The following is a 23,742-nucleotide window of genomic DNA, read 5'->3' on the forward strand; positions in this document are numbered from 1 at the left end:
GTGGCTCAACTGGTGCTGGAACCGGCGGCCGCCGCCGGCGGCGGTGTGGCGAGCGGCAGCCGGACGACCATCCGGGTCTCCCCCGGACGGGAACGGGCCGCGATCGACCCGTGGTGGCGCTGGGTCACGATCCGGTAGCTCAGGTGCAGCCCCAGGCCCGTGCCCTTCCCCACGTCCTTGGTGGTGTAGAAGGGTTCGAAGATCCGCGGCAGGACGTCCTCGGGGATGCCGCGGCCGGTGTCGACGACCTCCACGACCATGCACACGCCCTCCGGCCGGGCGCGCAGGGTGAGGGTCCCGGCCCCCTCCATGGCCTCGGCCGCGTTGTCGACGAGGTTGGTCCACACCTGGTTCAACTCGCCCGGGTAGCCGGTCAGTTCCGGCAGGCCGGGCTCGTACTCACGTACCACGGTGATGCCGGAGAGCTTCGAGCGGAGCACGACCAGCGTGTTCTCCAGTCCGTCCGTCACCGGGAAGCGCTGTTCGGGGGCCCGGTCGAGATTGGCGTAATCGCGGGTGGCCGCGACCAGCTGGGAGATGCGCGGACCCGCGGCCCGCAGCTCGGCGGCCAGGGAGCGGATCTCCAGCAGCGCCGCCAGGTGGTCCAGGGCGGCGGGCAGGGCCGGCTCCCCGATCCCCTCCAGCCGCTCCTGCAGCCAGCCCAGCTCCAGGCCGAGGTCCGAGACGCCCGAGCCGAGGAGCCCCGGCCGCTCGCTGCCCGCCTCCTCGGCCCAGTCGGCGATCTCCTCCTCGGCGTCCGCCTGCGCCAGCGGGTCGGAGGTCTGCGGCGGCGGCAGCTTGTCCAGCTCGTCGGTGAGCCGGTCCAGCAAGGAGCGTTCGGCCCCCGAGGCGGCCGCGCCCCAGGCGTGCGCGGTGCGGGTCAGCCGCTCCAGGGCGGGGGCGAGCTCCTGGGCCGCGCGCGCCACCGCGGCCGCCGGGTTGTTCAGCTCGTGTGCGAGGCCCGCCGCGAGCGTGCCCAGCGCCTCGACGGTGGCCCGCTTGCGGGCCTGCACCTCGGAGGACTTGATCCGCCAGGCCAGTACGGGCAGCAGGACGGCCGCCACGCCGTGGCAGCGGGTCAGCATCTCGAAGAACACCGGCTTCGGGTAGCCGACGACCGTGGTCGCGGGTCCGGACGCGGACGCGGTGGCCACGTAGGAGCCGTCCGTCAGCAGCGGCAGCTCCCCGGTGAAGCGGTGCGCGGCGGAGGGCTTGCCGTCGTGTTCCTCGGCAGCGGCGCTCTCCTCCTCGGTGGAGTGCCGGGTGAGCACCTCCTCCCGGCCGTCGATGACCTTGGTGACGACGAGGCCGCCGGAGAGCAGCACGTGGAAGCAGGTGGCCTCGTCCCCGTCGCGGAAGAGCACCTCGCCGTCGGACAGCACCCGGGGTTCGGTGACCGAGACCAGCCAGTCCAGTTGCTCCTCGGTGAGACCGGCGAAGATCTCCAGCTCGCGCAGGGCAGACCGCAACTCCGGGCCGCTCATGCCGTACTCCCCTCTGCCCGCGTACGGGCGGACAGCCGCAAGGTGACGATCAGGGCCAGCGCGCACACCCCGGCGACGACGGCCATGAAGCCGACCGAGGTGCGGTGCAGGCCGTGGATGTTGGTCAGCATTCCGGCGAGCACCGACGGGACGCTCATGGCGAGGTATGCGAACACGTAGACGGCGGCGGTGAGTTCGCCCCGGTGCTCGGGTTCCGCGAGTGTGCTGAGGGCGCGGAACGAGCCGAGGAAGGCGGCGCCCCAGCCGCTGCCCAGCACGGCCGTGGCGATGAGGAAGACGGGTGCTGAGCCCAGCCCGAGGGCCAGCAGTACCAGCGCCAGGCCGGCCAGCAGCCCCAGCAGCCCGATGACCGCGGTGCGCAGCGCCTCGGTGCGGCCGAGCAGCAGCTGCGCGCCGGTCGCGGCGCCCGCGAGCAGGGCGACGGTGGCCCCGCCGACCAGGTAGTTGGTGCTGCGGAGCAGGGACAGGGCCAGGTGCGGGCCGAGCGAGAGGTAGAAGCCGCCGACCGACCAGACGGCGACGATGGTGAGCACCAGGACGGCGAACCGGCCGCCCGCGCCCGGCGGTATCCGGATGCGGCGCGGGACGATCCGGAAGCGGCCACCTTGCAACCCCGGTGCGCTCTCGCCCATCCGGACCACCCCGACCAGCGTGAGCGCGAAGGCCCCGACGAGCAGGGCGTAGCTCAGTACGGTCGGGGCGGGCCCGTACTGGACGAGGAGCCCCGCGCCGAGCCCGCCGAGCCCGATGCCCACGGTGGGGCCCGCGCTGTTGACCTGGGCGCCGAGTGCGGGTTTGGAGCGCGGGGTCAACTCCAGCAGGGCCGCGCCCATCGCCCCGGTGGCGAGGCCGACCGCCAGCCCCTGTACGGCGCGGGCGGCCAGCAGCAGGCCGAGCCCCTGGGCCCCGGCGAACAGGCCCATGGACACGATCGCGAGGACCAGTGAGGCGGCCAGCACGGGCCGCCGTCCGAGGGTGTCGGACAGCGACCCGAACAGCAGCAGCCCGGCCAGCACGGTGACGGCGTACAGGGCGAAGACCACGGTGATGGTGCCCGACGACAGGCCCCACTTCTGCTGGTAGAGCACGTAGAGGGCGGAGGGCACGGAGGAGGAGAGCATGAGCAGGACGAGGACGGCGCCCACCACCCAGAAGCCGGAGCCTCTGGGCGCACCGGCCTGCGGGCCGGCCGGTTGCACGATGTCCCCCGTGGTGGTCTTGGTCGGTTCGGCCACTCTCGTCAACTCCCCCGTGGTGGGCGGTGATCAGGCGTGCGCCTGGGCCCTCGCCAGTGCGCGGGCGGTCAGGACCCCCGCGAGGTGGCCGAGGTACTCGGCCGAGGTGCCCCGGCCCGGGACGAACAGCTCCCGGGGTTCGGCGCGGAAGGCCGCGAGCACGTTGTCCGTGGTGTACGGGCCCGCGCCCAGCCGGTCCTCGACCCCGCGCAGGCGCAGGGCACGGGCGGTGGCTCCGGTCACCGCGATGCGGGGACCGTCGGTGGTGATGCGTACGGCGCTCGCGCACAGCGGGTAGCGGGTGGCGCGGTCGGCGCTCTTCTCGAAGGCGCCCGCCGGTCCCCCGGGCGGCACCAGCAGGGCCGTGATCACGGTCTCCGCCGGAACTCCGGAGGCGGCGAGTTCCTCGGCAGTGACCGTGGAGCGCCCGTGGCGGCCGGCCAGTTCGGCCTCCGCGCCGGCGGCGATGGCCGCGACCGGCAGGTCGGTGGCCCGGCCGGTGGCGGCCAGGTTCCCCCCGGTGGTGCCGAGGTTGCGGACCTGGGGGTCGCCGTTGGCGCGGGCCGCGGCGGCGATCTCCGGGGCCCGTTCCAGCACCAGCGGGTGCGCCGCGAGTTCGGCGAGCGTGGTCAGCGCCCCGATCCGCAGCGTCCCGTCCGGGGCGGTTTCGACGCCGCGCAGTTCCTCCAGGTGCCGTACGTCGACCAGCAGGCGGGCCCGGGCGGCGCCGGTGCGCAGGTCGGGCAGCAGGCTCTGGCCGCCGGCCAGGGCCCGGGCGCCGGGCGTGCCGGCGAGGAGGGTGAGCGCCTCTTCGAGGCCGACGGGCCGTACGTAGTCGAACTCGGTGAGGATCACTGGGCTTCCCCTCTCAGGTGGCGCCAGACCTTCTCGGGGGTGAGGGGCATGTCGATGTGCCGGACGCCCAGGTCGCCGAGGGCGTCCACGACGGCGTTGACGACGGCGGCGGCGGGCGGCACGGTGGCGATCTCGCCGGCCCCCTTCGCGCCGAGCGGGTTGTGCGGGCTGGGCGTGGTCGTCTTGTCCAGGGTGAAGAAGGGCACGTCGGCTGCGCGCGGCAGGGCGTAGTGGTTCAGGTCGGAGCTGATGAGCAGCCCGTCCTCGTCGTATTCGGCGGCTTCCATGAGGGCCTGGCCGAGGCCGTGCACGATGCTGCCCTCGATCTGACCGCGGACGATCTTCGGGTTGCCGATGTTGCCCGCGTCGTCCACGGCGGTGTAGGCCACCACCTCGGTCTCGCCGGTCAGTTCGTCGATCTCGACCACCGCGACGTGCGTCCCGAACGGATAGTTGAAGTCCGGCGGGTCGAAGTGGGTGGTCTCGTCCAAGGCGGGTTCGATCTCGGGAGGCAGTCCCCAGCCGTACCACATGGCCATCGCCAGCTCGGCGAAGGTCTTCGCGTTCTCCTCGTTGCCCTCTTCGTGGACGCCTCCGCCCTCGTAGACGACCTTGTCCTCGGGAACGCCCAGGAAGACGGCGCCCGCCTTGACGAGCTTCGCCTTGAGTTTGCGGGCGGTGAGGGCGACGGCCGGCGCGGCCATGCTGTAGGAGCGCGAGCCGTAGGTGCCCTGCCCGTACGGGGCCTTTTGCGTGTCCCCCTCCAGGACCTGGACCTGCGCCGGGTCGATGCCGAGTTCGTCGGCGGCGACCTGCGCGAAGACGGTGGCGTGGCTCTGGCCGGTGGAGGCGGAGCCGACGGTCACGGTGACCTCGCCGGTCGGGTGGACGCGGATGTTCGCGCTCTCCCAGGTGCCGCCGAGCATGCCTTCCTTCGACATCCGGGTGGAGGGGCCCACGCCGCAGATGGCGACGTAGGAGGCGATGCCCACGCCGAGCCGCTTGCCACGGGTCCGGGCCTCCGTCTTGCGGGCGGGCATGTCGGCGTAGCCGGACAGCTCGATGGCCCGGTCGAAGTTCAGCCGGTAGTCACCGGAGTCGTACGTCCAGCCGAGGCCGTTGTCGTACGGGAACTTCTCCTTCGGCACGAGGTTCTTGCGCCGCACGGCCGCCGGGTCCATGCCGATCTCGAAGGCGTACCGGTCGACGAGGCGCTCCATCAGGAACGCGGCCTCGGCGCGCCCGCTGCCGCGCTGGGCGCCGAGCGAGACGGTGTTGGTGAAGGCGGCGTAGACCTCGCAGAAGGCGGCGGGAATGTCGTACATGCCGCTGATGGAGCGTCCCATCAGCGCGGTGGCGACGCCGGGGCCGATGGTGGAGGGGTAGGCGCCCAGGTTGGCGTAGCTGGTGGCGCGCACGGCGGTGATGCGGCCGTCGCGGGTGCCCGCGAGGGTGACGTGCTGGCGGTGGTCGCGGCCCTGGACGGTGGAGTTCATCAGGCCGGTGCGGGTGTCCACCCACTTCACCGGCCGGCCGAGCGCCTTGGAGAGCAGCAGGACCAGCGCCATGTCGGGGTAGAGGTAGCCCTTGGTGCCGAAGCTCCCGCCCACGGTCGGGGCGATCACGCGCAGCTTGTTGAAGGGGATGCCGAGGACCAGCGCGGCGAGCAGGAACCGGTGGTTGTGCGGACCCTGGGTGGAGGCGTACAGGGTGTACTCGTCGGTCGCGGCGTTGTAGTCGCCGACCGCGCCCCGGGGCTCGATGGGGCTGTTGATGGTGCGCTGGTTGACGAGGTCGAGCTCGACGGTGACTTCGGCCTCGGCGATGGCCGCGTCGGTGCGGTCCTTGTCGCCGCAGGTCCAGTACGCGTTCAGGTTGCCGGGGACGGCCTCGTGCAATTGGGGCGCACCCTCGGCGAGGGCCTCGTCGGCGCGGGTGACCACGGGCAGCGGCTCGTACTCGACGGTGATGGCGGCGAGGGCCGCGGCGGCCTGGCGCGGGGTCTCGGCGACGACCACGGCGATCGGGTCGCCGACGTGCCGGACGCTGTCGCCGGTCAGGACCGGGCGGGCGCCGGGAAGTCCGTAGGGGTGGGGCGGAAAGTGGCTCTCGACCCCGCCGGGTATCCAGATGCAGGGCAGGGGCATGACATCAGTGAAGTCGGCCGCGGTGGCCACTTTCAGCACGCCGGGCAGCTCCTGCGCGGCCTTGGTGTCGATGGACAGGATCCTCGCGTGGGCGACCGGACTGCCGAGGATGGCCATGTGCGCGGTGCCCGGCAGGTCGATGTCCGCGACGTACGTGGCCTCGCCGCGCAGCAGCTGCGGATCCTCGCGGATGTCCAGCGGCTGTCCCAGCACTCCGTTGCCCTGGAGAGCGCTCTCCCCCGTTACGGCGGTCATGGCCTCACACCTCCTGTCCGGGCGCGGTGGCGGCGCTTTCCCCGGCGCGGGCGGCGGAGCAGGCGCGCTGCACTCCGCGTACGACGCTGTGGTAACCGGTGCAGCGGCACAGGTTGCCGGTGAGCCACTCGCGGATCTCGGGCTCGGTGGGCGCCTCACGGCCTGCGGTGTTGTCCACGAGTTCCCCGAGGGCCATGACCATGCCGGGGGTGCAGAAGCCGCACTGGGTGCCGTGCTCTTCGCGCAGGGCCTCCTGGAGGCCGGTGAGTTCACCCCCGAGGGTGGTGACGCCCTCGATGGTGGTGACCCGGGAGCCGGCGGCCGATGCGGTGAGGACCAGGCAGCTCTTGACGGACCTGCCGTCGATGCGGACGACGCAGGTGCCGCACTGGCCAGTGTCGCAGCCGACCTTGGTGCCGGTCAGACCCAGGCCGTCACGGAGCCGTTCCACGAGCAGTTCGTTCGGCGGGGCCGAGAACTGCTCGGGTCTTCCGTTCACGTTCAGTGAGAGATCCATGCGAGCGCCTGCGCTTCCGTGAGCGGCCGGTTGAAGAGGGGTCCGCCGGGCTGCTGGAGAATTCCTCCGGAGTGCAGCGGACCGGTGTCGACGGGGGCGAATCCCAGGTCCGAGATGATTCCCGCGACGATTTCCTTCGCTTTTCCGTCGTCTCCCGCCGTGAAATGGGCCAGTCGTTCGCCCCCTGCGGTACCGGCCACGGCGAGGGTTTCGAAATGCATCGTGTTCAGGGATTTCACGACCCGGGCGCCGGGGTACCACTCGGCGACCATGTCGCTGGAGCCGCGTCCGCCGAGATCGGCGGGGGTCCCGGGGCCGCCGAACGCGTTGGTCGCGTCCACCAGGACCTTGTCCTGCACCACGTGCGGCGGCAGCAGCCCCCGCACGTGGTCGAACGGCACCATCAGCACCACGAGGTCGGCCCGGCCCGCGGCCTCGGCGGGCCCGGCCGCCGAGGCCGCGGCGCCGAGTTCGGCCAACAGCGGGGCCAGGGTCCGGGGCCCGCGGGCGTTGGCGAGCACGACCTCGTGGCCGGCGGCGACCAGGATCCGTGCGAGTACCGTGCCGATCCGCCCGGCGCCGATGATGCCTGTCCGCATTGACGCTCCTCAGTCCATGCCGATCCAGACCGACTTGGTCTGGGTGTAGCTTTCGAGGGATTCGGGCCCGCACTCACGGCCGTAACCGGAGGCCTTGTAGCCGCCGTAGGGCACGGAGGGGTCGTACTGGTTGTAGCAGTTGACCCAGACGGTGCCCGCCTTGATCTGCGAGGCGACCCGGTGGGCGCGCCGCAGGTCCTTGGTGTGCACCCCGGCGGCGAGGCCGTAAGCGCTGTCGTTGGCGATGCGTACGGCGTCCTCCTCGGTGTCGAAGGGAATGATCGACAGGACCGGGCCGAAGATCTCCTCCTGGGCGATCCGCATCCCGTTGTCGACGCCGGTGAAGACGGTCGGCAGGAAGTACAGGCCGCCCGACAGGCCCGGGCCGGCGCCCTCGGGGGTCCATCCGGTGCCGCCGGTCCGCAGGACGGCGCCTTCCTTCTCGCCGATCTCGATGTACGAGCTGACCTTGTCGAACTGGCCGCGGTGGGCCAGCGGCCCGAACAGGGTGGCCGGGTCGCGGGGGTCTCCGGGCTTGAGGGCGGCGGCCCGCCGTACCAGCCGTTCGACCAGTTCGTCGTGGACGGGGCGCTGGAGCAGCAGCCGGGAGCCGGCGGTGCAGATCTCGCCCTTGTTGTAGTAGATGCCGAAGAAGGCCAGTTCCTCGGCGGCGTCGAGGTCGGCGTCGGCGAAGACGATGTTGGCGGACTTGCCGCCCAGTTCCATCGTGACCTTCTTGAGCGTGCCGGCCGACTTGCGGATGATGGCCTGGCCGACGGCGGTGGAGCCGGTGAACGCGATCTTGTCGATGCCGGGGTGGTCGGTGAGGGTCTCCCCCAGTTCCACGCCCGGTCCGGTGATGACGTTCAGCACCCCGTCCGGGATCTCCGCCTCCTGGAACAGCTCGGCGATCTTGAGTGCGGTGAGCGGGGTGGCCGGGGACGGCTTGTGGACGACCGTGTTGCCCGCGGCGAGGGCCGGGGCGATCTTGGTCATCGACAGCAGCAGCGGGAAGTTGAAGGGGGTGATGGCGCACACCACCCCCAGCGGTTCGCGCAGGGTGTAGGCGAGCTGGCCGCCCGCCGGCGCCCTGGAGGAGCCGTCGACACGGGTGACCGCGCCCGCGTAGTAGTGCATGAGCTGGGCGGCCATGGGGGCGTCGACGGTGCTGGAGAAGGCGAACGGTTTGCCCATGTCCACCGTCTCCAGCAGGGCGATCTCCTCGAGGTCCCGCTCGATGAGCTCCCCGACCCGGTTCAGCCGCAGCGCCCGTTCCTGGGCGGACAGTCTGCTCCAGGGGCCCTCCTCGTACGCCGCCCGGGCGGCGGCCACGGCCGCGTCCGCGTCGGCGGCAGTGGCCTGGGCCACCGGCACGATCTCCCGCCCGTCCACGGGACTGACGTCCGGTTCGGTCCGGCCGTCCTGGGACGGGACCCATCTGCCGCCGATGAAGAGTTTCCCGGGGTTGGCGAGGGGCTGGCCGCTCAGCTCACGCTTGGTCATGGCTGCCTTCCGTGTCGGGGTGCGGGGGGCCTGTCAGCCCTTCGCGAGCTGCGCTAAGAAGGTCTCGGCGAGGGCCTTGGAGGAGTACGGGTTCTGGCCGGTGGTGAGCTTGCGGTCGACGACGACGTGGGAGTCCCAGATCGCCTCGGCCTTCTCGTAGCGGGCGCCGAGGCGGGTGAGTTCGGCCTCCAGGATCAGCGGGAGCCGGCCGGCCATGTTGGTGACGAGCTCCTCGCTGTGCGAGAAGGCCGTCATCCGGTAGCCCTCGAACGGCCAGCGGCCCTCTCCGTCGCGCAGCGCGAGGAGCGAGGTGTGGCCGTGGCAGACGGTGGCCAGCGGCTTGTCCTGGGCGATGGCCCATCGCAGGATCTGGGCCAGCTCGTCGGACTTGGGCAGGTCCCCGATGGCGCCGTGGCCGCCGCTGACGTAGATCCCGTCGTAGTCGGCGATGTCCTTCTCACCGAGGGCTTCGAGCGCGATCGGGTTCTTGAGCTGCGGGGTGTTCTCGATGACCCGTACGTATTCCGCCGCGTTGGCGGCGTCCTCGTCGGGGGAGCCCGCCGGGCGGACCCACTGGAGGAACTGCGGGTCGATGCTGGTCTGGTCGACCGTCGGGGCCTGGCCGCCGATCGTCGCCACGTCGACGGTGTGGCCGGCGGCGCGGAAGAGGGTGTAGGGCACGACGAATTCCTCGGCCCAGAATCCCGAGGGGTGCTGTTCCCCGTCGAGCAGATGGAGCGTGGCCTTTGCCGTCATGACGACGAGGATCTTCATGACTGATCTCCTTGTTCTGGAATCGCTGCCGATTCAACACGGCCCCCGCGGGGGGCGTAAGGGGGGAGCGTCAGGCGCGTGATACTTCGTCACGTGCGTCCAGCGCCGAGATGATGGTGCGGAATTCACCGACCAGGGGGTGGTCGGGATGGGCTTCTGCGAATATGCGCTCGCCGTACAAGGCGGCCATTTCCGGTACGTACGGAAGGATTCCGGCCAGGGGTGCGCCGTAGACCTCCTCGGCGCGCCGGCGGGCGTCCACCCGGTCGATGCCCTCAGGGGCCATGCTCAGGACGAGGGCCCGGCGGCAGGCCAGGCGCCCGGCGAGGGAGACGGTCTCCTCGACCCCCGAGAGGTCGACGCGGTCGGCGCGCGCCAGGATCACCACCACGTCGGCGCTGGCCATGGCCGTCACCGACTCGTTGTTGAGTCCGGCGTGGGTGTCGAGCAGTAGCACGTCGAGGGCGTAGTGCTCGGCGAGCCGGTCGAAGCCCTCGGGCAGCAGCCCCACGTCGTAGCCGGTGGACATGAGCTCGCGCAGGGCCGCCGTCCCGGTCCGGGCCGGTACCACGTACAGCCCCGGTACGCCGGTCTGCCGGGCGGCGGCCTCGATCTCGCAGCGGCCGAGGAGGTAGTCGGCCAGGGAGGCGCCGGGCGCGAGCCGGAACAGCAGGTCCAGGGTGGGCGACTGGATGTCGGTGTCGACCACCCCCACCCGGCTCCCCCCGGCCGCGATCAGCAGCGCGAGGTTCGCCAGTACCGATGACTTCCCGGTACCGCCGCGGTGTGAGTGCACCACGATGGTGCGGGTCATCAGGCCGCCGCCATTCGGTCCGCGTGCGGCCCCCGCGCCGCACGTGGCCGGTGCAGGGCCAGCATGGTGACGTCGTCGTGCTGTTCGGCGCTGCCGGTGTGCTCGCGCACCGCCAGGTCGATCCGGTCGACGACGTCCTTGCCGCTCGCCGGGGGCCCGCCGAGCAGTTCCAGCATCCGCTCGTCGCCGAGGAAGGTTCCGTCCGAGCAGCGGGCCTCGGGTACCCCGTCCGTGAACACGAAGAGGGTGTCGCCCGGGTTCAGCTGGGCGTAGCCGAGGGTGTAGACGCAGTCGGGCAGTACGCCGACGGCCGGTCCGGTGACGTCGAGCGGTACGGGCACGTCGCCGGAGCCGGACAGCAGCAGGGGCGGGTTGTGGCCGCCGTTGATGTAGACGAGGCTTCCGGTGAGCGGGTCGAGCACGCCGAAGAACAGGGTGGCGAAGTAGCCCTGCCGCAGGTGGTTGCGGGTGAGGTAGCCGTTGGTGGCGGTGACCGCGTTGAGCAGCGGGGTCGCCCCGACGACTGGGGTGCGGCGGCTGCCGCCCGTGCGGCCCGCCGCCATCAGGTGCTGCAGGCCGCTGTTCTCGGCGGTGTGCCGCAGCAGCGAGCGGATGAGGGCCATGAACAGGGCCGCTCCGACGCCCTTGTCGCAGACGTCGGCGACGACCACCGCGAGCCGACGGCCCCGGGACATCTCGAAGACGTCGTAGAAGTCCCCGGCGACCTGCCGTGCGGGCCGGAAGCGTACGTCGATCTCCCAGCCCGTCGGGACGGGCAGCGATTCGGGCAGGAAGCCGGCCTGGATCTCCCGGCCGATCTCCAGCTCCTTCTCGTAACCCATCAGTTCGGCGCGGGCGTCCGCCTCGCGCAGGGTGCGGCCGAGCCCGGCCCGCTCGGAGCAGCTGTGCAGCCGGGCGCCGACCAGGGCCGGCAGGAACGGCGGTACGAGGTAGTCGTGGCCGAGCCGCACGTGGTGTTGCAGTGCGGCGAATTCGGTCACCGTCCAGACGACCACGATCGGGGCCCCGGCCCAGCGGCGCAGCCGGCGTACGGCTGACCGGATGCTTTCGCCGTCGGCCTCGGCCGGGGCGAGCAGGACGTCCGCGACGGGCAGCACTTCCAGTGGGCCGCGCAGCAGTTCCCCGAGGGTGCGGGGGACGAGTTCCGCGTCCATCAGCCTGAGCGCGTCGAGCAGCTCGGGCGTGGGAGGCGGGTACTCGTCGAGGATGATCACGGTCGTGGAGGGCATGGGTCCGTCCCCTCAGCCTTCACAGTCAGCGTGCTGGTGTTCCGGCCGTCCATGCGCGCGTAGCTGTATTCGTCCACGCTGGTGAGTGCCAGGTGGATGCCGAGCCCGCCGACCCGCCGCCGCTGCGGTGGTACCCCGGTGGCGGGGGGCAGGCAGCCCTCGACGGGGTCGAAGGGGGGTGCGGTGTCCTCCAGGACGATCCGCACTCCGCCGGGGCCGGAGCGGCCGCGGACGGTGATGCGTCCGCAACCGCCCCGGTACCCGTGCATGATGATGTTCGTGGCCAGCTCGTCCACGGCCAGCCGGATCCGGTACGTCGCCTGCTTGCCCAGGCCCGCCCGGCCGGCCAGCCGCAGGACGAACGCGGCGATCTCGCCCAGCGCCCCGATCTTCGCGGGCACGTCCAGTACGGAGGGTTTGCTCGCCGGCTCGACCATGTCGCCCACGGCCGTCAGTCGTCGGAGAGCTGGATGCTCCGGTCCAGTCCGGCGGTGCGGATGGTCCGGGAGACGGGCTCGATGGCGCCGACCACCTTGATGGTGACGTGGTCGGCCACCTTCTGCTGGGCGAAGACCAGGGAGCGCAGTCCGGCGCTGGCCATGTAGCCGACGCCGGCCATCCGGATCTCGACGGTGCTGGTGCCGTGGCCCGCGGCCTTCTCGATGGTCTGGTGGAAGTCCGGGGCCGTCTTGGCGTCCAGCTCGCCCTCCAGTTCGATCACGGTGGTGTCACCCTCGATGCTCAGGGTCACGGAAAGCGGCATGACAGGTCTCCTTCGGTCAGAACGTCCCGGTCGTCCCGGGCTCGTTCGTACGGCCCACGAGGATCACGACGGAGCGGGGGCCGATCAGGTACTTGCCGGCGTTGTCCAGCTCCTGTTCCGCACCGGGGGTACGGATGTCGTACGGCGCCTCGGCCGAGGTGTCGGCGAACAGGTGCCAGGTCCGCCCGCCCGGCAGGGCGGGCAGCTCCAGGTCGTGCGACTCCCAGTGCGCGTTCATCGCCACGTACACCACGTCGTCGTCCCCGGTGCCACAGCGGGCCACCGCCAGCAGCCGGCTCTCCTGCGACCAGTCGGGCTGCCAGGCCCGCTCGCCGTGCCAGCTGATGTCGGGCAGCCCCAGGGAGTCCCGCATCTGTCCGGTGGGGTGGGAGGTGGAGCGCAGTTCCCGGTGGTGCTTGCGGAAGGCGATCATCTCCCGCGTGAAGCGCAGCAGTTCACTGTTCTGGTCGACCTGGTCCCAGTCGAACCAGGACAGCTCGTTGTCCTGGCAGTACGTGTTGTTGTTGCCCTGCTGGGTGCGCGCGACCTCGTCGCCGGACAGCAGCATCGGGATGCCCTGGCTGGTGAAGAGGATGGCCAGGGCGTTCTTCATCTGGCGCAGCCGCAGCGCGTTGATCTCCGGGTCGTCGGTGGGTCCTTCGGCCCCGCAGTTCCAGCTGGCGTTGTCGTTGCCGCCGTCGTTGTTGCCTTCGCCGTTGGCCTCGTTGTGCTTGTCGTTGTACGAGACCAGGTCGGCGAGGCTGAACCCGTCGTGCGCGGTCAGGAAGTTGACCGACGCCGACGTCCCGCGGCTGGAGTACAGGTCGGGCGAGCCCGCGACCCGGGTGGCGAGTTCCCCGGTGACGCCGGGGTCGCCCTTGAGGAAGCTGCGGACGGTGTCGCGGTACTTGCCGTTCCACTCGGCCCAGCGTCCGTAGGCCGGGAAGTTGCCGACCTCGTAGAGGCCGCCGGCGTCCCAGGCCTCGGCGATGAGCTTGGTGTGCCGCAGCACCGGGTCGAAGGCGAGCGACTCCAGCAGCGGCGGGTTGGGCAGCGGGGTGCCGTCGGCGGAGCGGCCGAGGATGGCCGCGAGGTCGAACCGGAAGCCGTCGATGTGGTAGTCGGCCACCCAGTGGCGCAGGCAGTCGAGCACGAAGTTGCGGACCACGGGGTGGTTGCAGTTGACGGTGTTGCCGGTGCCGCTGAAGTTGAAGTAGTACCCCTCGGGCGTGAGCATGTAGTACGTGGCGTTGTCGAGCCCCTTGAAGGAGATCGTCGGGCCCTGCTCGTTGCCCTCGGCGGTGTGGTTGAAGACGACGTCGAGGATGACCTCGATGCCGGCCGCGTGCAGGTCCTTGATCAGGGTGCGGAACTCGTCGCCCTGCATCCCGTAGCGTCCGGTGGCCGCGTAGCCGGCCTTGGGCGCGAAGAACGCGACCGTGTTGTAGCCCCAGTAGTCGTAGAGCTTTTCGCCGGTCTCCGGGTTGCTGCGCGGGTTGTCGCTCTCGTCGAACTCGAACACCGGCAGCAGCTCGATGCAGTTGATCCCGAGTTCCTTGAGGTACGGGATCTTCTCGCGCAGCCCCGCGAAGGTGCCGGGGGCGGTGACCCCCGAGGAGGGGTGGCGGGTGAAGCCGCGCACGTGGGTCTCGTAGACGACGAGGTCCTCTGCGGGGATCCGCAGCGGGGTGTCGTCGCCCCAGTCGAAGTCCTGGAGGCAGACCCGCGAGCGGTACTGGTAGCCGCGGCTTCGGTCCGGCTCCACGCCCCAGACGTCGCGGCCCGAGATCAGCCGCGCGTAGGGGTCGGAGAGGACCTGCCGGGCGTCGAAGCGGTGCCCGGTGACGGGGTCGTAGGGGCCGTCGGCCCGGTACCCGTACTCGATGTTCTCGTGGTCGAGGCCGAAGACCGTCATCGCGAAGACGGAGCCGGTGCGGAATTCCTCGGGGAACTCCAGCTCGGCCATCGGTTCGGCCTCGCCGCGCTTGTAGATGACCAGGGTCATGGAGGTGGCCTGGTCGGAGAAGACGGAGAAGCTGACCCCGCCGGGGACCACGTTGGCCCCGAAGGGGAACGGCTTGCCGGCGCGGACGCGGTACCCGCCCACCTCGTGGGTGGGGTAGGCGTCGACGCGCAGTACCTGTTCGGTCGTCGATTCGCTCATCGCGCGGCCCGGGCCTTCGCGTTGGCCGCCTCCGCCTCGCCGGCGGCGAAGAAGTCCAGGAAGCCGGTGGCCGACATGACGAACCGCACTTCCTCGCTCACCCCGTACAGCGTGACGGCGACCCCGGCGTGCTGGGCCTCGCGGTAGACGACCAGCAGGGTGCGCAGGCCGGCGCTGGAGACGTAGGTGACGGCGGTGAGGTCGATGCGCAGCGACCGGCCCTCGCGGACGAGCGGCAGCAGGGCCTGGAGCAGCTGCCCCGAGGTCTCGCTGTTGATCTCACCGGTGGCGACGAGTACCGTGCCGCCCTTGTTCCGGCGTTCTTTCACGTGAAGAGTCATTGTCTTCTTCCCCTCATGGTGGGGCGCCCCCCGTTGGGCATTACCTGGTGACCGGCCGCAGCCGGACCTTGACCTTGACCCGGCTCTGGACGTCGGGCAGCCGGACCGTGAGGCCCTTCGCGTCGAAGTCCGTCCACGGCTTCTCGTCGATCTCGACGGACGCGACCTCGACGGAGCCCGCGGGCAGGAGGTCGGGCGAGACGCGCAGGAGGCGGTCGGGCAGGTCGCTGGGGTCGGGCTGGAAGTGGAAGTCCATTTCCCGGCCGTTGATGAGCAGGTTGTTGTAGACGGCGGAGAGGTAGCACAGTTCCGCCGAGTGGTACATGGACATCGAGTGGCTGCCCTTGAGCCGCTCGGTGCCGAGCAGGTACGGCGTACCGCTGGCGAGCACGTTGAAGTAGACGGCTCCCTCGTCGTGGTCGAGGAAGAAGGTGTTGTAGAAGGACTCCGCCTGCCGGGCCTCGCGCAGGAAGTCGTCGCCGCCGACCGTGCCGTTGAGGATGAGGTAGGCGAGGATCGCCTGCTCCTGCTGCCACCACGCCTTGCGGTCGTGCCAGGCGAAGCGGTACGACTCCTCGTCGTCCTCCTTCACCCGCTCCACCACGTCGTACCAGCCGCCGCGCTGGCGGTCGCTGCCGACGGCCGGCATGATCTCGCCGATCTTGCGGGCGAGCTCCTCGTAGGCCGGCTTGGCCTTGAGGGAGTTCATCCGCATCAGGTTCCAGGCGATCTTGAGGTTGTGCCCGACCACGGCGCGGTTCTGCTGCCAGCTGTGCGTCGTGTCGTGCGACCAGTCGCGGTAGAAGCGTTCCTGGACGAAGGGGCTGTTCTTGTAGTCCGGGAACCTGTCCGCGATGGTGTCGAAGGTGTACTCCAGGAAGTCGGCGTACTTCTGGTCGCCGGTCGCCAGGTACAGGTTGATCAGGTACGCGGGCGCGTGGTCGCCGACCGAGTTCCAGTTCTTGCGCTCCGCGTTCTCGCCCAGCGACTCGTGGTCGGCGCTGAACAGGATGGGGTCGATGTGCGAGTAGTAGCCGCCCAGTTCCTCGTCCTTGAAGAACTTGTCGAACAGCCGGATGGTGGCGTCCGCGTCGTTCTTGATGCGTACGTCTCCGGTGACGCGGTACGTCTGGACGGGGCCGGCCAGGGCGTAGATCTGCTCGTACATCGGGATCGCGTCGTAGTCGTCGGAGAACTCCGAGGTGAACAGCTTGCGCTCGCTGTCCCCGTCGACGCGGATGCCGTGGTACCAGAAGACCACGTCCTCCTCGCTGTCCACGACCCGCATGTGCTTGCGCAGGTACTCGGTGCCGCGCTCGGCGACCTCCAGGTACTCGTCCTTGCCGGTCAGCAGGTAGGCCGAGGCCATGCCGTAGACCAGCCGGGAGATCGTGTCGGTCTCCTGGACGTGGCTGGCGGTCTTGTCGCCGCCGAGCCGGATCTCGGTGCGGTACTCGGTGAAGTCCACCGGCCCGTCACCGAACTGGGCCCGCTTGTAGAAGTCGGCCAGCGACTCGATCTGCTTGATCCACCAGCTGGGCTCCTCGAACCGGTAGTCCTCGGCGCCGCGGCCCAGGAAGACCAGTCGCTTGGCGTCGAAGCGCCCGCCGGGACCCGGGTAGTGCACGCCGTAGACGAACAGCAGCCGGCCCGGCGAAAGCATTTCGTCGATGTGTCCGGAGGCGTCGATGTACGGCTCGTCCAGGTTGCGGACCAGTTCGGCGCTCGGGTCCCCGGCCAGCGACACGTCGAACTCGCGGCCGTCGGAGGTCTTGAGCCGCAGCAGCCGGCCGTGGGAGTCGAAGCGGACGACGTAGCCCGCGATCGTGTCGGAGAAGGAGAAACTCACGGCGTCAGCCATGTTTCACACACCGTCCTTGTCGTGAGAGCTGTCGTCCTCGTATCCCTGGCTGACCTCGACGATCACCCCGTCGGGATCGCGGACCCACACGGTCCGCCACCCGCAGATGAAGTCGTCGAAGTCCAGCGGGCCCAGGGTCACTTCCGCCGCGTCGCCCAGATCGGCCAGGAACGCGTCCACGCTGTCGGTCTGGAAGGCCAGGTGGCGCATCCGGCCCGGCGTCTGGGGCCCGTCCCCCTCGGCCTGCGCCGTCGCGGGCCCCGGCGCCGGGCGGCCCTGTCCGGGGCCGGCCGCGAAGAGCTCCAGGTACGCGTCCCCCTTGCGCAGGAACACGATCTGCGACTCGCCGAGGTCGACCACCCTGGCCCGGGCGAAGCCGAAGTAGCGGGTGTAGAACTCCTCGGTGGTCTTCTGGTCGGTGCAGTTCAGGCCCACGTGCGACCAGACCATCCCGGCCATCAGGCCGCCCCCCGGCCCCGCCCGGCCGCCATCAGCTCGATGAGCCGGCGGGCGAAGAGGTGGTGGTGGGCCCCGGTGCGGCCGGTGACGAGGTCACCGTCGACCACCACGTCCTCGTTGACGTACTCGGCGCCCATGTTCCGGACGTCGCCGATGAGGTTGTTGTGGCAGACCACCTTGCGGCCGCGGATCTTCTCGGGGATCGAGGCGGCCAGCCACATGCCGTGGCAGATGATCCCCTTGAGGACCGTCGGTTCCTCGAACGCCCGGCGCAGCAGCTCCGTGGCGGGCGCCAGCACGTCCACGTCCTCGGTGTAGCGCAGCCGGTCGGCCACCATGCCCGAGGGCACGATGATCGCCGCGTACCGGCGCAGCTCCTCGTCGCTCAGCCCCTCCAGGGACTTGTCGGCGGTGAAGGGCGCCCGGTACTCGTGCCCGGTGAAGGTGATGGAGTCGTTGCCCCACAGCCGGGTCAGGAAGTCGACCTCGGCGCCTTCCTCGGCGAACCGGCGCTGGTAGTAGGAGATCTCGGGCTCGTAGAAGTCGCTCTCGACCAGGACCGCGATCCGGGTCCCGGACAGCGCGCCCTCGCGCAGTACGGCGTCAGGCACGGGAGGTCCCCCTCAGGAAGTCCGCCGCGCGCTCGGCGATCATCGCGATGGCGGTGTGGCAGTTGCCCGACGGGACGGCGGGCATCACGCTGGCGTCGACGACGCGCAGGTTGCGTACGCCGTGCACCCGCAGCTCCGGGTCGACGACGGACAGGTCGTCGATGCCCATGCGGCAGGAACCGGCCTGGTGGTGGTAGCTCTCCGACTTCTGCTTCACGAAGGTCCGCAGCTCGTCGTCGCCCGCGTGGCCCGGCCCGGGCTGGAGCTCCTGCTTGTACCAGGGCGAGAACGCGGAGGTCGCGAACAGCTCCCGGGCGAGCTTGACGCCCTGCACCATGCGCTCCAGGTCCCACCGGTCGCCCAGGTAGTTCGGGTTGATCAGCGGGTGGGCCAGCGGGTCGGTGCTCGCGAGCCTGATCCAGCCGCGCGAGACGGGCCGGACGACGCCGGGCAGGATGCTCACCGTGTTGGGGTGGTTTTTGCCGACGATCACGTCGAACGGCACGTGCACGAAGGCGATCTGCAGGTCCGGGGCGGGCAGGCCGGGCCGGGAGGACAGGAACAGAGCGCTCTCCGACAGGTTCTGCGCCGGTGGCGGCAGTTCCTGGGTGACCTCCGCCATCAGCCCGGTCAGCACGTGGTTGTGGAAGTTCTCGCCGACGCCGGGCAGGGCCGCGGTGACCCCGATGCCGTGTTCGCGCAGCTGCTCGGGGTGGCCGATGCCGGAGAGCAGCAGCAGCTTCGGGGACTCGATCGCCCCGGCGGCCACGATCACCTCCCGGCGGGCCCGTACGGTGTGCGGGCCGGGCTCGGCCTCGGCGCTGTGCCCGTCGCCCACCACGCGGCCCGGGATCGGGGCGGGCGGTGCGAGCTGGACGTACTCGACTCCCGTGCAAGTGTCGCCGTCGAAGAGCAGCCGGGTGCTCTGCGCGCTGGTGCGCAGGGTCAGGTTGGCCCGCTCCAGCGCCGGCTCCAGGTAGGCGGCGAGCGCGCCCTGGCGGCGGCCGTCCGCGACGTCGATGTGGTGCCAGCCGGTGCCGAAGAGGCCGCGCCGGGGCCCGTCCGTGTTGAAGTCGGCGATCTCCTGGTGGCCGAGTTCGACGGCCGCGTCGATGAAGGCGCGGGAGACCGGGTTCGGGCCGTGCTGCCCGGCGTTGGTGATGCGCTGCGGGCCACGGGTGCCGGTGGTGGGCGCCGTGGCGTCCTCCTGGCCCTCCAGGAGGGCGAAGTAGGGCAGTACGTCCTCGTAGGACCAGCCCGCGGCGCCCTGGTAGGCCCAGTTGTCGAAGTCCGAGGCGTGGCCCCGGATGTGCATCATGATGTAGAGGTTGCTGCTGCCGCCCGGGGCCTTGCCGCGCGGTTCGTACGTACGGCGGCCGTCGAGCCCCGGCTGCGGGACGCTGGTGTAGCCCCAGTCGACGGGTCCGCCCAGCAGCTTGTACCAGGAGGACGGGTCGTCCACCTCGGGCGGGATGCGGTCGCCGCCGGCCTCCAGGACGAGGACGGAGACGTCCGGGTCCTCGGAGAGCCGGTTCGCCAGGACACTGCCGGCGGTACCGGATCCCACGATGATGTAGTCGTACTCATCTCTCGCCATCACGCCCGCCCCTCAGCCCTGGCCGAGCACCTGGAAGGGCACGGTGTCGTGGTAGTTCGCCATGTAGACGATCTTTCCGTCCACGATCCGGAAGAAGTTCATGACCTCGGCCTCGATGGCCTCGCCGGAGGCGCTGACGGCGGTGAGGTGGGAGACGGCCGCGGCCTTCTCCCCGTCGACGAGGAAGTGCACGGGCTCGTTCCGGAAGACCCGGTACATGGTCCCCATGCCCTTCATCATCGAGCGCAGGACCTCCAGGCCCTCGATGTGTCCGGCCAGCTGCTCGTCCATGACCTGGTCGTCGGCGAACAGGTCGCACCAGCTGTCCCAGTCCCCGGCATTGGCGTACTCGTAGTACTTGCGCAGAATCTCTCGTGCGTCCGACGCGCTCATCGCACTCATCCCCCTATCGGTCCCTGCGGGTTCCGTCCGGCGCGAAGGGCGCCCAGAACTGGCTGAAGGCGGTCGCCGTGTCGCCGAAGAGGCCGTCGCGGCCCTCGACGATCCGCCCGTCCCGCCACCGCATGAAGTGGAAGACCGGGTAGTCCATCCGCTCGTACGGGGACGCGCTCGCCTCGTCCGCGCCGTCGCGCACGGCGACGTTGCGGCACACGTCGGCGCTGCAGTCCTCACCGACGAGCACCGCCTGGACGTCCATCCGGAAGGTGCCGCCCGTGAGCTTGTGGGTCTGCCCCATCAGCTCCAGGAAGGCGTCCAGGCTCTCGTACCAGCCGGCCAGCGGATGGTTGCCCGGCACCAGCCAGCGCAGGTCCTCGGAGTAGTACTCCAGGATGCGCGCCCGGTCGCCGGAGCCGAGCGCCTGGTAGGCCGCCTGCACCCGCTCCCGTGTCACTTCGGTCATCGCCGTTCCTCCTACGTCTTCGCAGCCGGTCAGAGGGAGCCGGAACCGGGCATCGGCGCCAGTTCGTTGACGGTGTACTGCTTGATCAGCGGGCCGTCCTCGCCGGCCACGACGACCCAGGTCTGGTCGGCGTCGAAGCCGAGCCACTGGCTGCGCGGAGCCGGTGGGTCCCAGATCTTGGCCTGCCAGTTCACGAGGACCCGGACGATCGCCCGGTCGCCCTCGATGACGGGCTCGACCTTGGTGACGGTGTGGACCTCGTCGAAGAAGCGGGAGGTCACGGCGGCGTACCAGCGGCCGAAGCCCTCGTGTCCGAGGAAGGTGTCCTCGGGGACCTTGAACTCCAGGTCCTCGGTGATCATGGCGAGTACCTGTTGCAGCGGAAGGTGCTGGTCCAGGGCCACGTACCAGTTCTCGGCGAAAGTGCGGATCGCGTCCTCGGTCAGCCGCTCGACGGGCATGCGGTCTCCTCCTGTCCGTACCGGTGCGGTGGTGTCAGGGCGTGGTGGGTGGTGCGGTGATCAGATCTGGATGTCCACGAGGTACGGGCCGGGGTGGGCCAGCATCCGGCCCACGGCCGCGACCGCCTCGTCCGGCTTCTCCACCCGCGTCCCGTCCGCGCCGAGGGCCCGTGCCAGCCCGGCGAAGTCGATCTCGGGGTGGGAGAGGTCGAAGGAGCCCGGGAAGTCGTGTTCGGCGATGTCCCGTTCCCGCCAGTACTGGGCGATGTTGTCGTCGAGCAGCCGGTACTTGCGGTTGTTGCAGACCACGAACTTGGCGTTGATCCCGTGCCGGACCGCGGTCCACAGCGCCTGGTAGGTGTACATCGACCCGCCGTCGCCCGCGAAGCCGACGACGAGGCGGTCCGGGCGGGCCAGCTTGGCTCCGACCGCCCCCGGGAAGCCCACCCCGAGCGAGCCGCCCCGGGTGAGGTGGTAGTCGCCGGGCCGCTCCGCCGGGAGGTACTTGGTGACCAGGGGCGAGGTGGTCAGCGCCTCGTCGAAGACGATGAGGTCGCCGCCCGTCCGCTCGGCCAGGGTCCGCAGGAAGGCCGCCATCGGCGTTCCGTCGGTGTCCGGCGCGTCCGCCTGCGAGGCCCGCTCCCGGGAGCGGGCGTCGAGCCGGGCGGCCGCCGCGGCTCGCCGGGCGGTGGTCAGCCGGTGCTCCAGTACGCCCGCCAGCGCGCGCAGCGCCTGCTTGGGATCGGCGGCCAGGCCCAGGTCCACGGGGTGGTTCTTGGCGATCTCGTAGGCGTTGAGGTCGATGTGCACGACCTTCGCGCCGGCCCGGAAGGGGCTCTCCAGTTCGGGGAACACCTCGGGGAAGACGTACGTGCCGACGATCAGCACCCCGTCCGCGTCCTCGATCAGCTGCTTGCTGTGCGGGCCGAACATGTGGCCCGTCTGGCCGCGCCGCAGCGGGTGCGACGCCGCGATGTTCACCTCGGAGGAGTCGACCTCGTACACGTCGGCGCCCAGCAGCTCGGCGACGGCGACGAGTTCGGCCTGGGCTCCGGAGAGCGCCACCCCGTCGCCGACCAGCACGACCGGGCGTTCGGCGGCCGCCAGCAGCTCGGCCGCCCGGCCCACCGAGGCGGGTGAGGGCGAGACGTCCGTGAGCGGCACGGTGGCGGGCAGTACGGGCTCGGAGTTCAGCTCGTCCAGCACGTCCATCGGCAGCGCCACGAACACCGGTCCGCGCGGCGGGGTCAGGGCGATCTTGACGGCCCGCCGGACGGTGCGCAGTACGGAGCGCTGGTCGGTGACCCGGGTCGCGTACTTCGTCACCGGCTTGGCCATCGCCACCAGGTCGGACGCCATCTGCGCGTCCATGGCGTCGTAGCGGACCCCGGCGTCGCCGGCGACCACGACGAGCGGGGTGTGGCCGCGCAGCGACTGGTAGAGCATGCCGATGCCGTTGCCCAGCCCCACCCCCGAGTGCAGCTGGAGCAGGGCCGCGCCGCCGGTGGCCCGGGCGTAGCCGTCGGCGATGCCGGCGGCCACGGTCTCCTGGAGGGCGAGGACGTACCGGAAGTCCGCTGCCGCGTCGACCGCGTCGAGGAATCCCTGTTCGACCGTCCCCGGATTTCCGAACATCACATTCAGGCCGTCGGCCTTGAACTGCTCGATCAGCCTTTCCCGTCCGGGAGTGGCTTCCATGAATTCCCCCTCTTTCCCAGGAGTTACCGGACTACCATCCGTACCGGGTGAGCCCGTTCTCCAGGACTTCCACGATCTTTTGCCCCGTCAGATAGGAATCGGGGGTCGAACGTCCGGTCACGAAGGGGAAGTCGACGATCACCGACAGGGGGTGGCCGAAATTCCCGTGGTACGCGCCGCGCGGGCCGGTGGCATCGCGCAGGATGTACTCCAGCGGGTACGGCGGCGGCCCCATGTTGAAGTCGGTACCGAGGAATCCGGTTCCGTCCTTGTAGTCGTATTCCTTGCAGTGGCCGGTGACGTGCTTGCCCCAGATGATGCTCTTGCGGTCGCCCCAGTCGCGGGCGAAGGCCAGGCAGGCCACCCCGTAGCACTCGGCCGCCACGACCTTGCCGGCGTTCTTGAAGGCCAGGATGAGGGCGTGGACCCGCTCGTTGTTGGCGAGGTCGACGATGGGGCCGCTGCCGCCGACGATGAGGACCGCGTCGAAGGACGCGATGTCCTCCTGCAGCTTGTCCAGATCGCGGTGGTACTGCTCCAGCTTGGGCAGGTAGTCCTTGTCGCTCGTGTACGGGCGCTCGGGCGCCCACGCCTCGATGTCGAGCGGTGAGTCGAGCCGGCTCGACTGCTCGAACTCGCGGCCCAGCCGGGCGTTCTCCTCGGTGGTCACCGAACGGCCCAGCGGCGGGTCGATGTAGTCGGCGTCGAGGCTCGGCGGAAGTGCGTGGGCGCGCTTCCCGGTCGGCGTGGCGAATACGACTTCATAGCCCCGCTCGTCGAACTGCGATACCGGTCCGATCAGTTCTTCGGCCCAGTAACCGTGTTCGGAGACAATGACCAGAATCTTTCTGCTCACAGATTCCTCCAGGCGCCGCCTGTTGTGTTGGCGTCCCCCACCCTGCTTCTGTGCGGGGCCTGCGTCAAAGCGCCCGTATGCGACTTCGTGAGGTAGGAGGGCATGCCGTCCCCACACCTCAGGTAGTCGCCCCGGGAGGTCATGAAGTAGGTCCGGTACTCCATGACTTCGGCCGAATCGATGAACCTTTCCGGGACTGCCGTCTTATGGTCTGGACGCGCCCGTGATTAACCGGCGTGACGAGCGGTACGAGTGCGCGAGGAGAGGGACGGGGACGATGACGATGGACCTGTTGTGCACACACGTCGACCAGATACGTCCGGTGAAGCCCGGGACCGACGGCTGTGAGGAGTGCCTGGCGACGGGAGACGGCTGGGTGCACCTGCGGATGTGCCTGAGCTGCGGACACGTCGGCTGCTGCGACTCCTCGAAGAACCGTCACGCCACCCGGCACTACCGCACCGTCGGGCACCCCATCGCGGCTTCGCACGAGCCCGGCGAGGACTGGGCCTGGTGCTACGCCGACAAGCTGATGCTGGACCCCGCGTGAGCGCGCGCCGGGAACACGCCGCCGCCCCCTCCCCCGCGGGCCGCTCCGCCGCCCCCTCCTCCGCC

The 23,742-nt window shown here is 70.5% G+C and carries 24 protein-coding genes; 1 reads left to right on the plus strand and 23 read right to left on the minus strand.

The genetic code is table 11. The features are described 5' to 3' along the window. Nucleotides 1–5: 5 nt before the first annotated feature. The 23 genes from IE207_RS28070 to IE207_RS28180 all read right to left on the minus strand — a co-directional run bounded on the left by IE207_RS28070 (nt 6) and on the right by IE207_RS28180 (nt 23,127). Nucleotides 6–1,484: an ATP-binding protein gene (locus IE207_RS28070; RefSeq protein WP_190187113.1), complete on the minus strand. Its 1,479-nt coding sequence runs from the start codon at nt 1,482–1,484 to the stop codon at nt 6–8. Continuing rightward, on the minus strand, nt 1,481–2,740 hold the full coding sequence (locus tag IE207_RS28075; protein WP_190187114.1) for an MFS transporter: 1,260 nt from the start codon (nt 2,738–2,740) through the stop codon (nt 1,481–1,483). Before IE207_RS28075 ends, IE207_RS28070 begins: the two co-directional genes overlap by 4 nt. A gap of 30 nt (nt 2,741–2,770) precedes the next feature. Beyond that, complete coding sequence (locus IE207_RS28080; RefSeq protein ID WP_190187115.1) at nt 2,771–3,595, minus strand: FAD binding domain-containing protein; 825 nt, start codon at nt 3,593–3,595, stop codon at nt 2,771–2,773. Beyond that, the gene (locus IE207_RS28085; protein WP_190187116.1) at nt 3,592–5,997 is read right to left on the minus strand and encodes a xanthine dehydrogenase family protein molybdopterin-binding subunit; all 2,406 of its coding nucleotides are present in this window, start codon (nt 5,995–5,997) and stop codon (nt 3,592–3,594) included. Before IE207_RS28085 ends, IE207_RS28080 begins: the two co-directional genes overlap by 4 nt. 4 nt (nt 5,998–6,001) lie before the next feature. After that, nucleotides 6,002–6,514 carry a (2Fe-2S)-binding protein gene (locus IE207_RS28090; RefSeq protein ID WP_190187117.1) on the minus strand — a complete coding sequence of 171 codons (513 nt, stop codon included), beginning with the start codon at nt 6,512–6,514 and terminating at the stop codon, nt 6,002–6,004. Then, nucleotides 6,499–7,113: an NADPH-dependent F420 reductase gene (locus IE207_RS28095; protein ID WP_190187118.1), complete on the minus strand. Its 615-nt coding sequence runs from the start codon at nt 7,111–7,113 to the stop codon at nt 6,499–6,501. Before IE207_RS28095 ends, IE207_RS28090 begins: the two co-directional genes overlap by 16 nt. Nucleotides 7,114–7,122: 9 nt before the next feature. Then, entirely contained in the window at nt 7,123–8,616 is a 1,494-nt protein-coding gene (locus IE207_RS28100) for an aldehyde dehydrogenase family protein (protein ID WP_190187119.1), read from the minus strand. Nucleotides 8,617–8,649: 33 nt separating this feature from the next. After that, nucleotides 8,650–9,390 carry a type 1 glutamine amidotransferase domain-containing protein gene (locus tag IE207_RS28105; RefSeq protein ID WP_190187120.1) on the minus strand — a complete coding sequence of 247 codons (741 nt, stop codon included), beginning with the start codon at nt 9,388–9,390 and terminating at the stop codon, nt 8,650–8,652. A gap of 70 nt (nt 9,391–9,460) precedes the next feature. Continuing rightward, on the minus strand, nt 9,461–10,204 hold the full coding sequence (locus IE207_RS28110; RefSeq protein WP_190187121.1) for a MinD/ParA family ATP-binding protein: 744 nt from the start codon (nt 10,202–10,204) through the stop codon (nt 9,461–9,463). After that, nucleotides 10,204–11,454 (minus strand): PP2C family protein-serine/threonine phosphatase, encoded by a 1,251-nt coding sequence (locus IE207_RS28115; protein ID WP_190187122.1) that lies wholly within the window; start codon nt 11,452–11,454, stop codon nt 10,204–10,206. Before IE207_RS28115 ends, IE207_RS28110 begins: the two co-directional genes overlap by 1 nt. Beyond that, nucleotides 11,436–11,891, minus strand: a complete 456-nt coding sequence (locus IE207_RS28120) for an ATP-binding protein (RefSeq protein ID WP_190187156.1) — start codon at nt 11,889–11,891, stop codon at nt 11,436–11,438. Before IE207_RS28120 ends, IE207_RS28115 begins: the two co-directional genes overlap by 19 nt. Before the next feature lie 14 nt (nt 11,892–11,905). Beyond that, nucleotides 11,906–12,217: an STAS domain-containing protein gene (locus IE207_RS28125; RefSeq protein ID WP_190187123.1), complete on the minus strand. Its 312-nt coding sequence runs from the start codon at nt 12,215–12,217 to the stop codon at nt 11,906–11,908. 16 nt (nt 12,218–12,233) lie between these two features. Continuing rightward, entirely contained in the window at nt 12,234–14,381 is a 2,148-nt protein-coding gene (gene glgX, locus IE207_RS28130; protein WP_190187124.1) for a glycogen debranching protein GlgX, read from the minus strand. Next, nucleotides 14,378–14,710, minus strand: coding sequence for an STAS domain-containing protein (locus IE207_RS28135; RefSeq protein WP_229874074.1), 333 nt, complete (start codon nt 14,708–14,710; stop codon nt 14,378–14,380). Before IE207_RS28135 ends, glgX begins: the two co-directional genes overlap by 4 nt. A gap of 52 nt (nt 14,711–14,762) precedes the next feature. After that, nucleotides 14,763–16,583 (minus strand): AGE family epimerase/isomerase, encoded by a 1,821-nt coding sequence (locus IE207_RS28140; protein WP_190187126.1) that lies wholly within the window; start codon nt 16,581–16,583, stop codon nt 14,763–14,765. Nucleotides 16,584–16,586: 3 nt separating this feature from the next. Then, nucleotides 16,587–17,042, minus strand: a complete 456-nt coding sequence (locus IE207_RS28145) for a VOC family protein (RefSeq protein WP_190187127.1) — start codon at nt 17,040–17,042, stop codon at nt 16,587–16,589. Beyond that, nucleotides 17,042–17,653 carry a DJ-1/PfpI family protein gene (locus IE207_RS28150; protein WP_190187128.1) on the minus strand — a complete coding sequence of 204 codons (612 nt, stop codon included), beginning with the start codon at nt 17,651–17,653 and terminating at the stop codon, nt 17,042–17,044. Before IE207_RS28150 ends, IE207_RS28145 begins: the two co-directional genes overlap by 1 nt. Continuing rightward, a complete protein-coding gene (locus IE207_RS28155; RefSeq protein WP_190187129.1) occupies nt 17,646–19,250 on the minus strand; it encodes a GMC family oxidoreductase in 1,605 nt (534 codons plus the stop codon). Before IE207_RS28155 ends, IE207_RS28150 begins: the two co-directional genes overlap by 8 nt. A 12-nt stretch (nt 19,251–19,262) precedes the next feature. Beyond that, nucleotides 19,263–19,643 carry a nuclear transport factor 2 family protein gene (locus tag IE207_RS28160; protein ID WP_190187130.1) on the minus strand — a complete coding sequence of 127 codons (381 nt, stop codon included), beginning with the start codon at nt 19,641–19,643 and terminating at the stop codon, nt 19,263–19,265. 13 nt (nt 19,644–19,656) lie between these two features. After that, entirely contained in the window at nt 19,657–20,112 is a 456-nt protein-coding gene (locus tag IE207_RS28165) for a nuclear transport factor 2 family protein (protein WP_190187131.1), read from the minus strand. A 29-nt stretch (nt 20,113–20,141) separates the two neighbouring features. Beyond that, the gene (locus tag IE207_RS28170) at nt 20,142–20,573 is read right to left on the minus strand and encodes a nuclear transport factor 2 family protein (protein WP_190187132.1); all 432 of its coding nucleotides are present in this window, start codon (nt 20,571–20,573) and stop codon (nt 20,142–20,144) included. Between the two features lie 60 nt (nt 20,574–20,633). Then, nucleotides 20,634–22,271 (minus strand): thiamine pyrophosphate-binding protein, encoded by a 1,638-nt coding sequence (locus IE207_RS28175; protein WP_190187133.1) that lies wholly within the window; start codon nt 22,269–22,271, stop codon nt 20,634–20,636. A 31-nt stretch (nt 22,272–22,302) separates the two neighbouring features. Beyond that, on the minus strand, nt 22,303–23,127 hold the full coding sequence (locus IE207_RS28180; protein ID WP_190187134.1) for a type 1 glutamine amidotransferase domain-containing protein: 825 nt from the start codon (nt 23,125–23,127) through the stop codon (nt 22,303–22,305). A 277-nt stretch (nt 23,128–23,404) separates the two neighbouring features. Here IE207_RS28180 and IE207_RS28185 point away from each other — a divergent pair, with 277 nt between their 5' ends. Beyond that, complete coding sequence (locus IE207_RS28185; RefSeq protein ID WP_229874075.1) at nt 23,405–23,677, plus strand: UBP-type zinc finger domain-containing protein; 273 nt, start codon at nt 23,405–23,407, stop codon at nt 23,675–23,677. The last annotated feature ends 65 nt before the right edge of the window (nt 23,678–23,742 follow it).

It is taken from the genome of Streptomyces cirratus (genome assembly GCF_014650775.1).
Lineage (GTDB): Bacteria > Actinomycetota > Actinomycetes > Streptomycetales > Streptomycetaceae > Streptomyces > Streptomyces cirratus.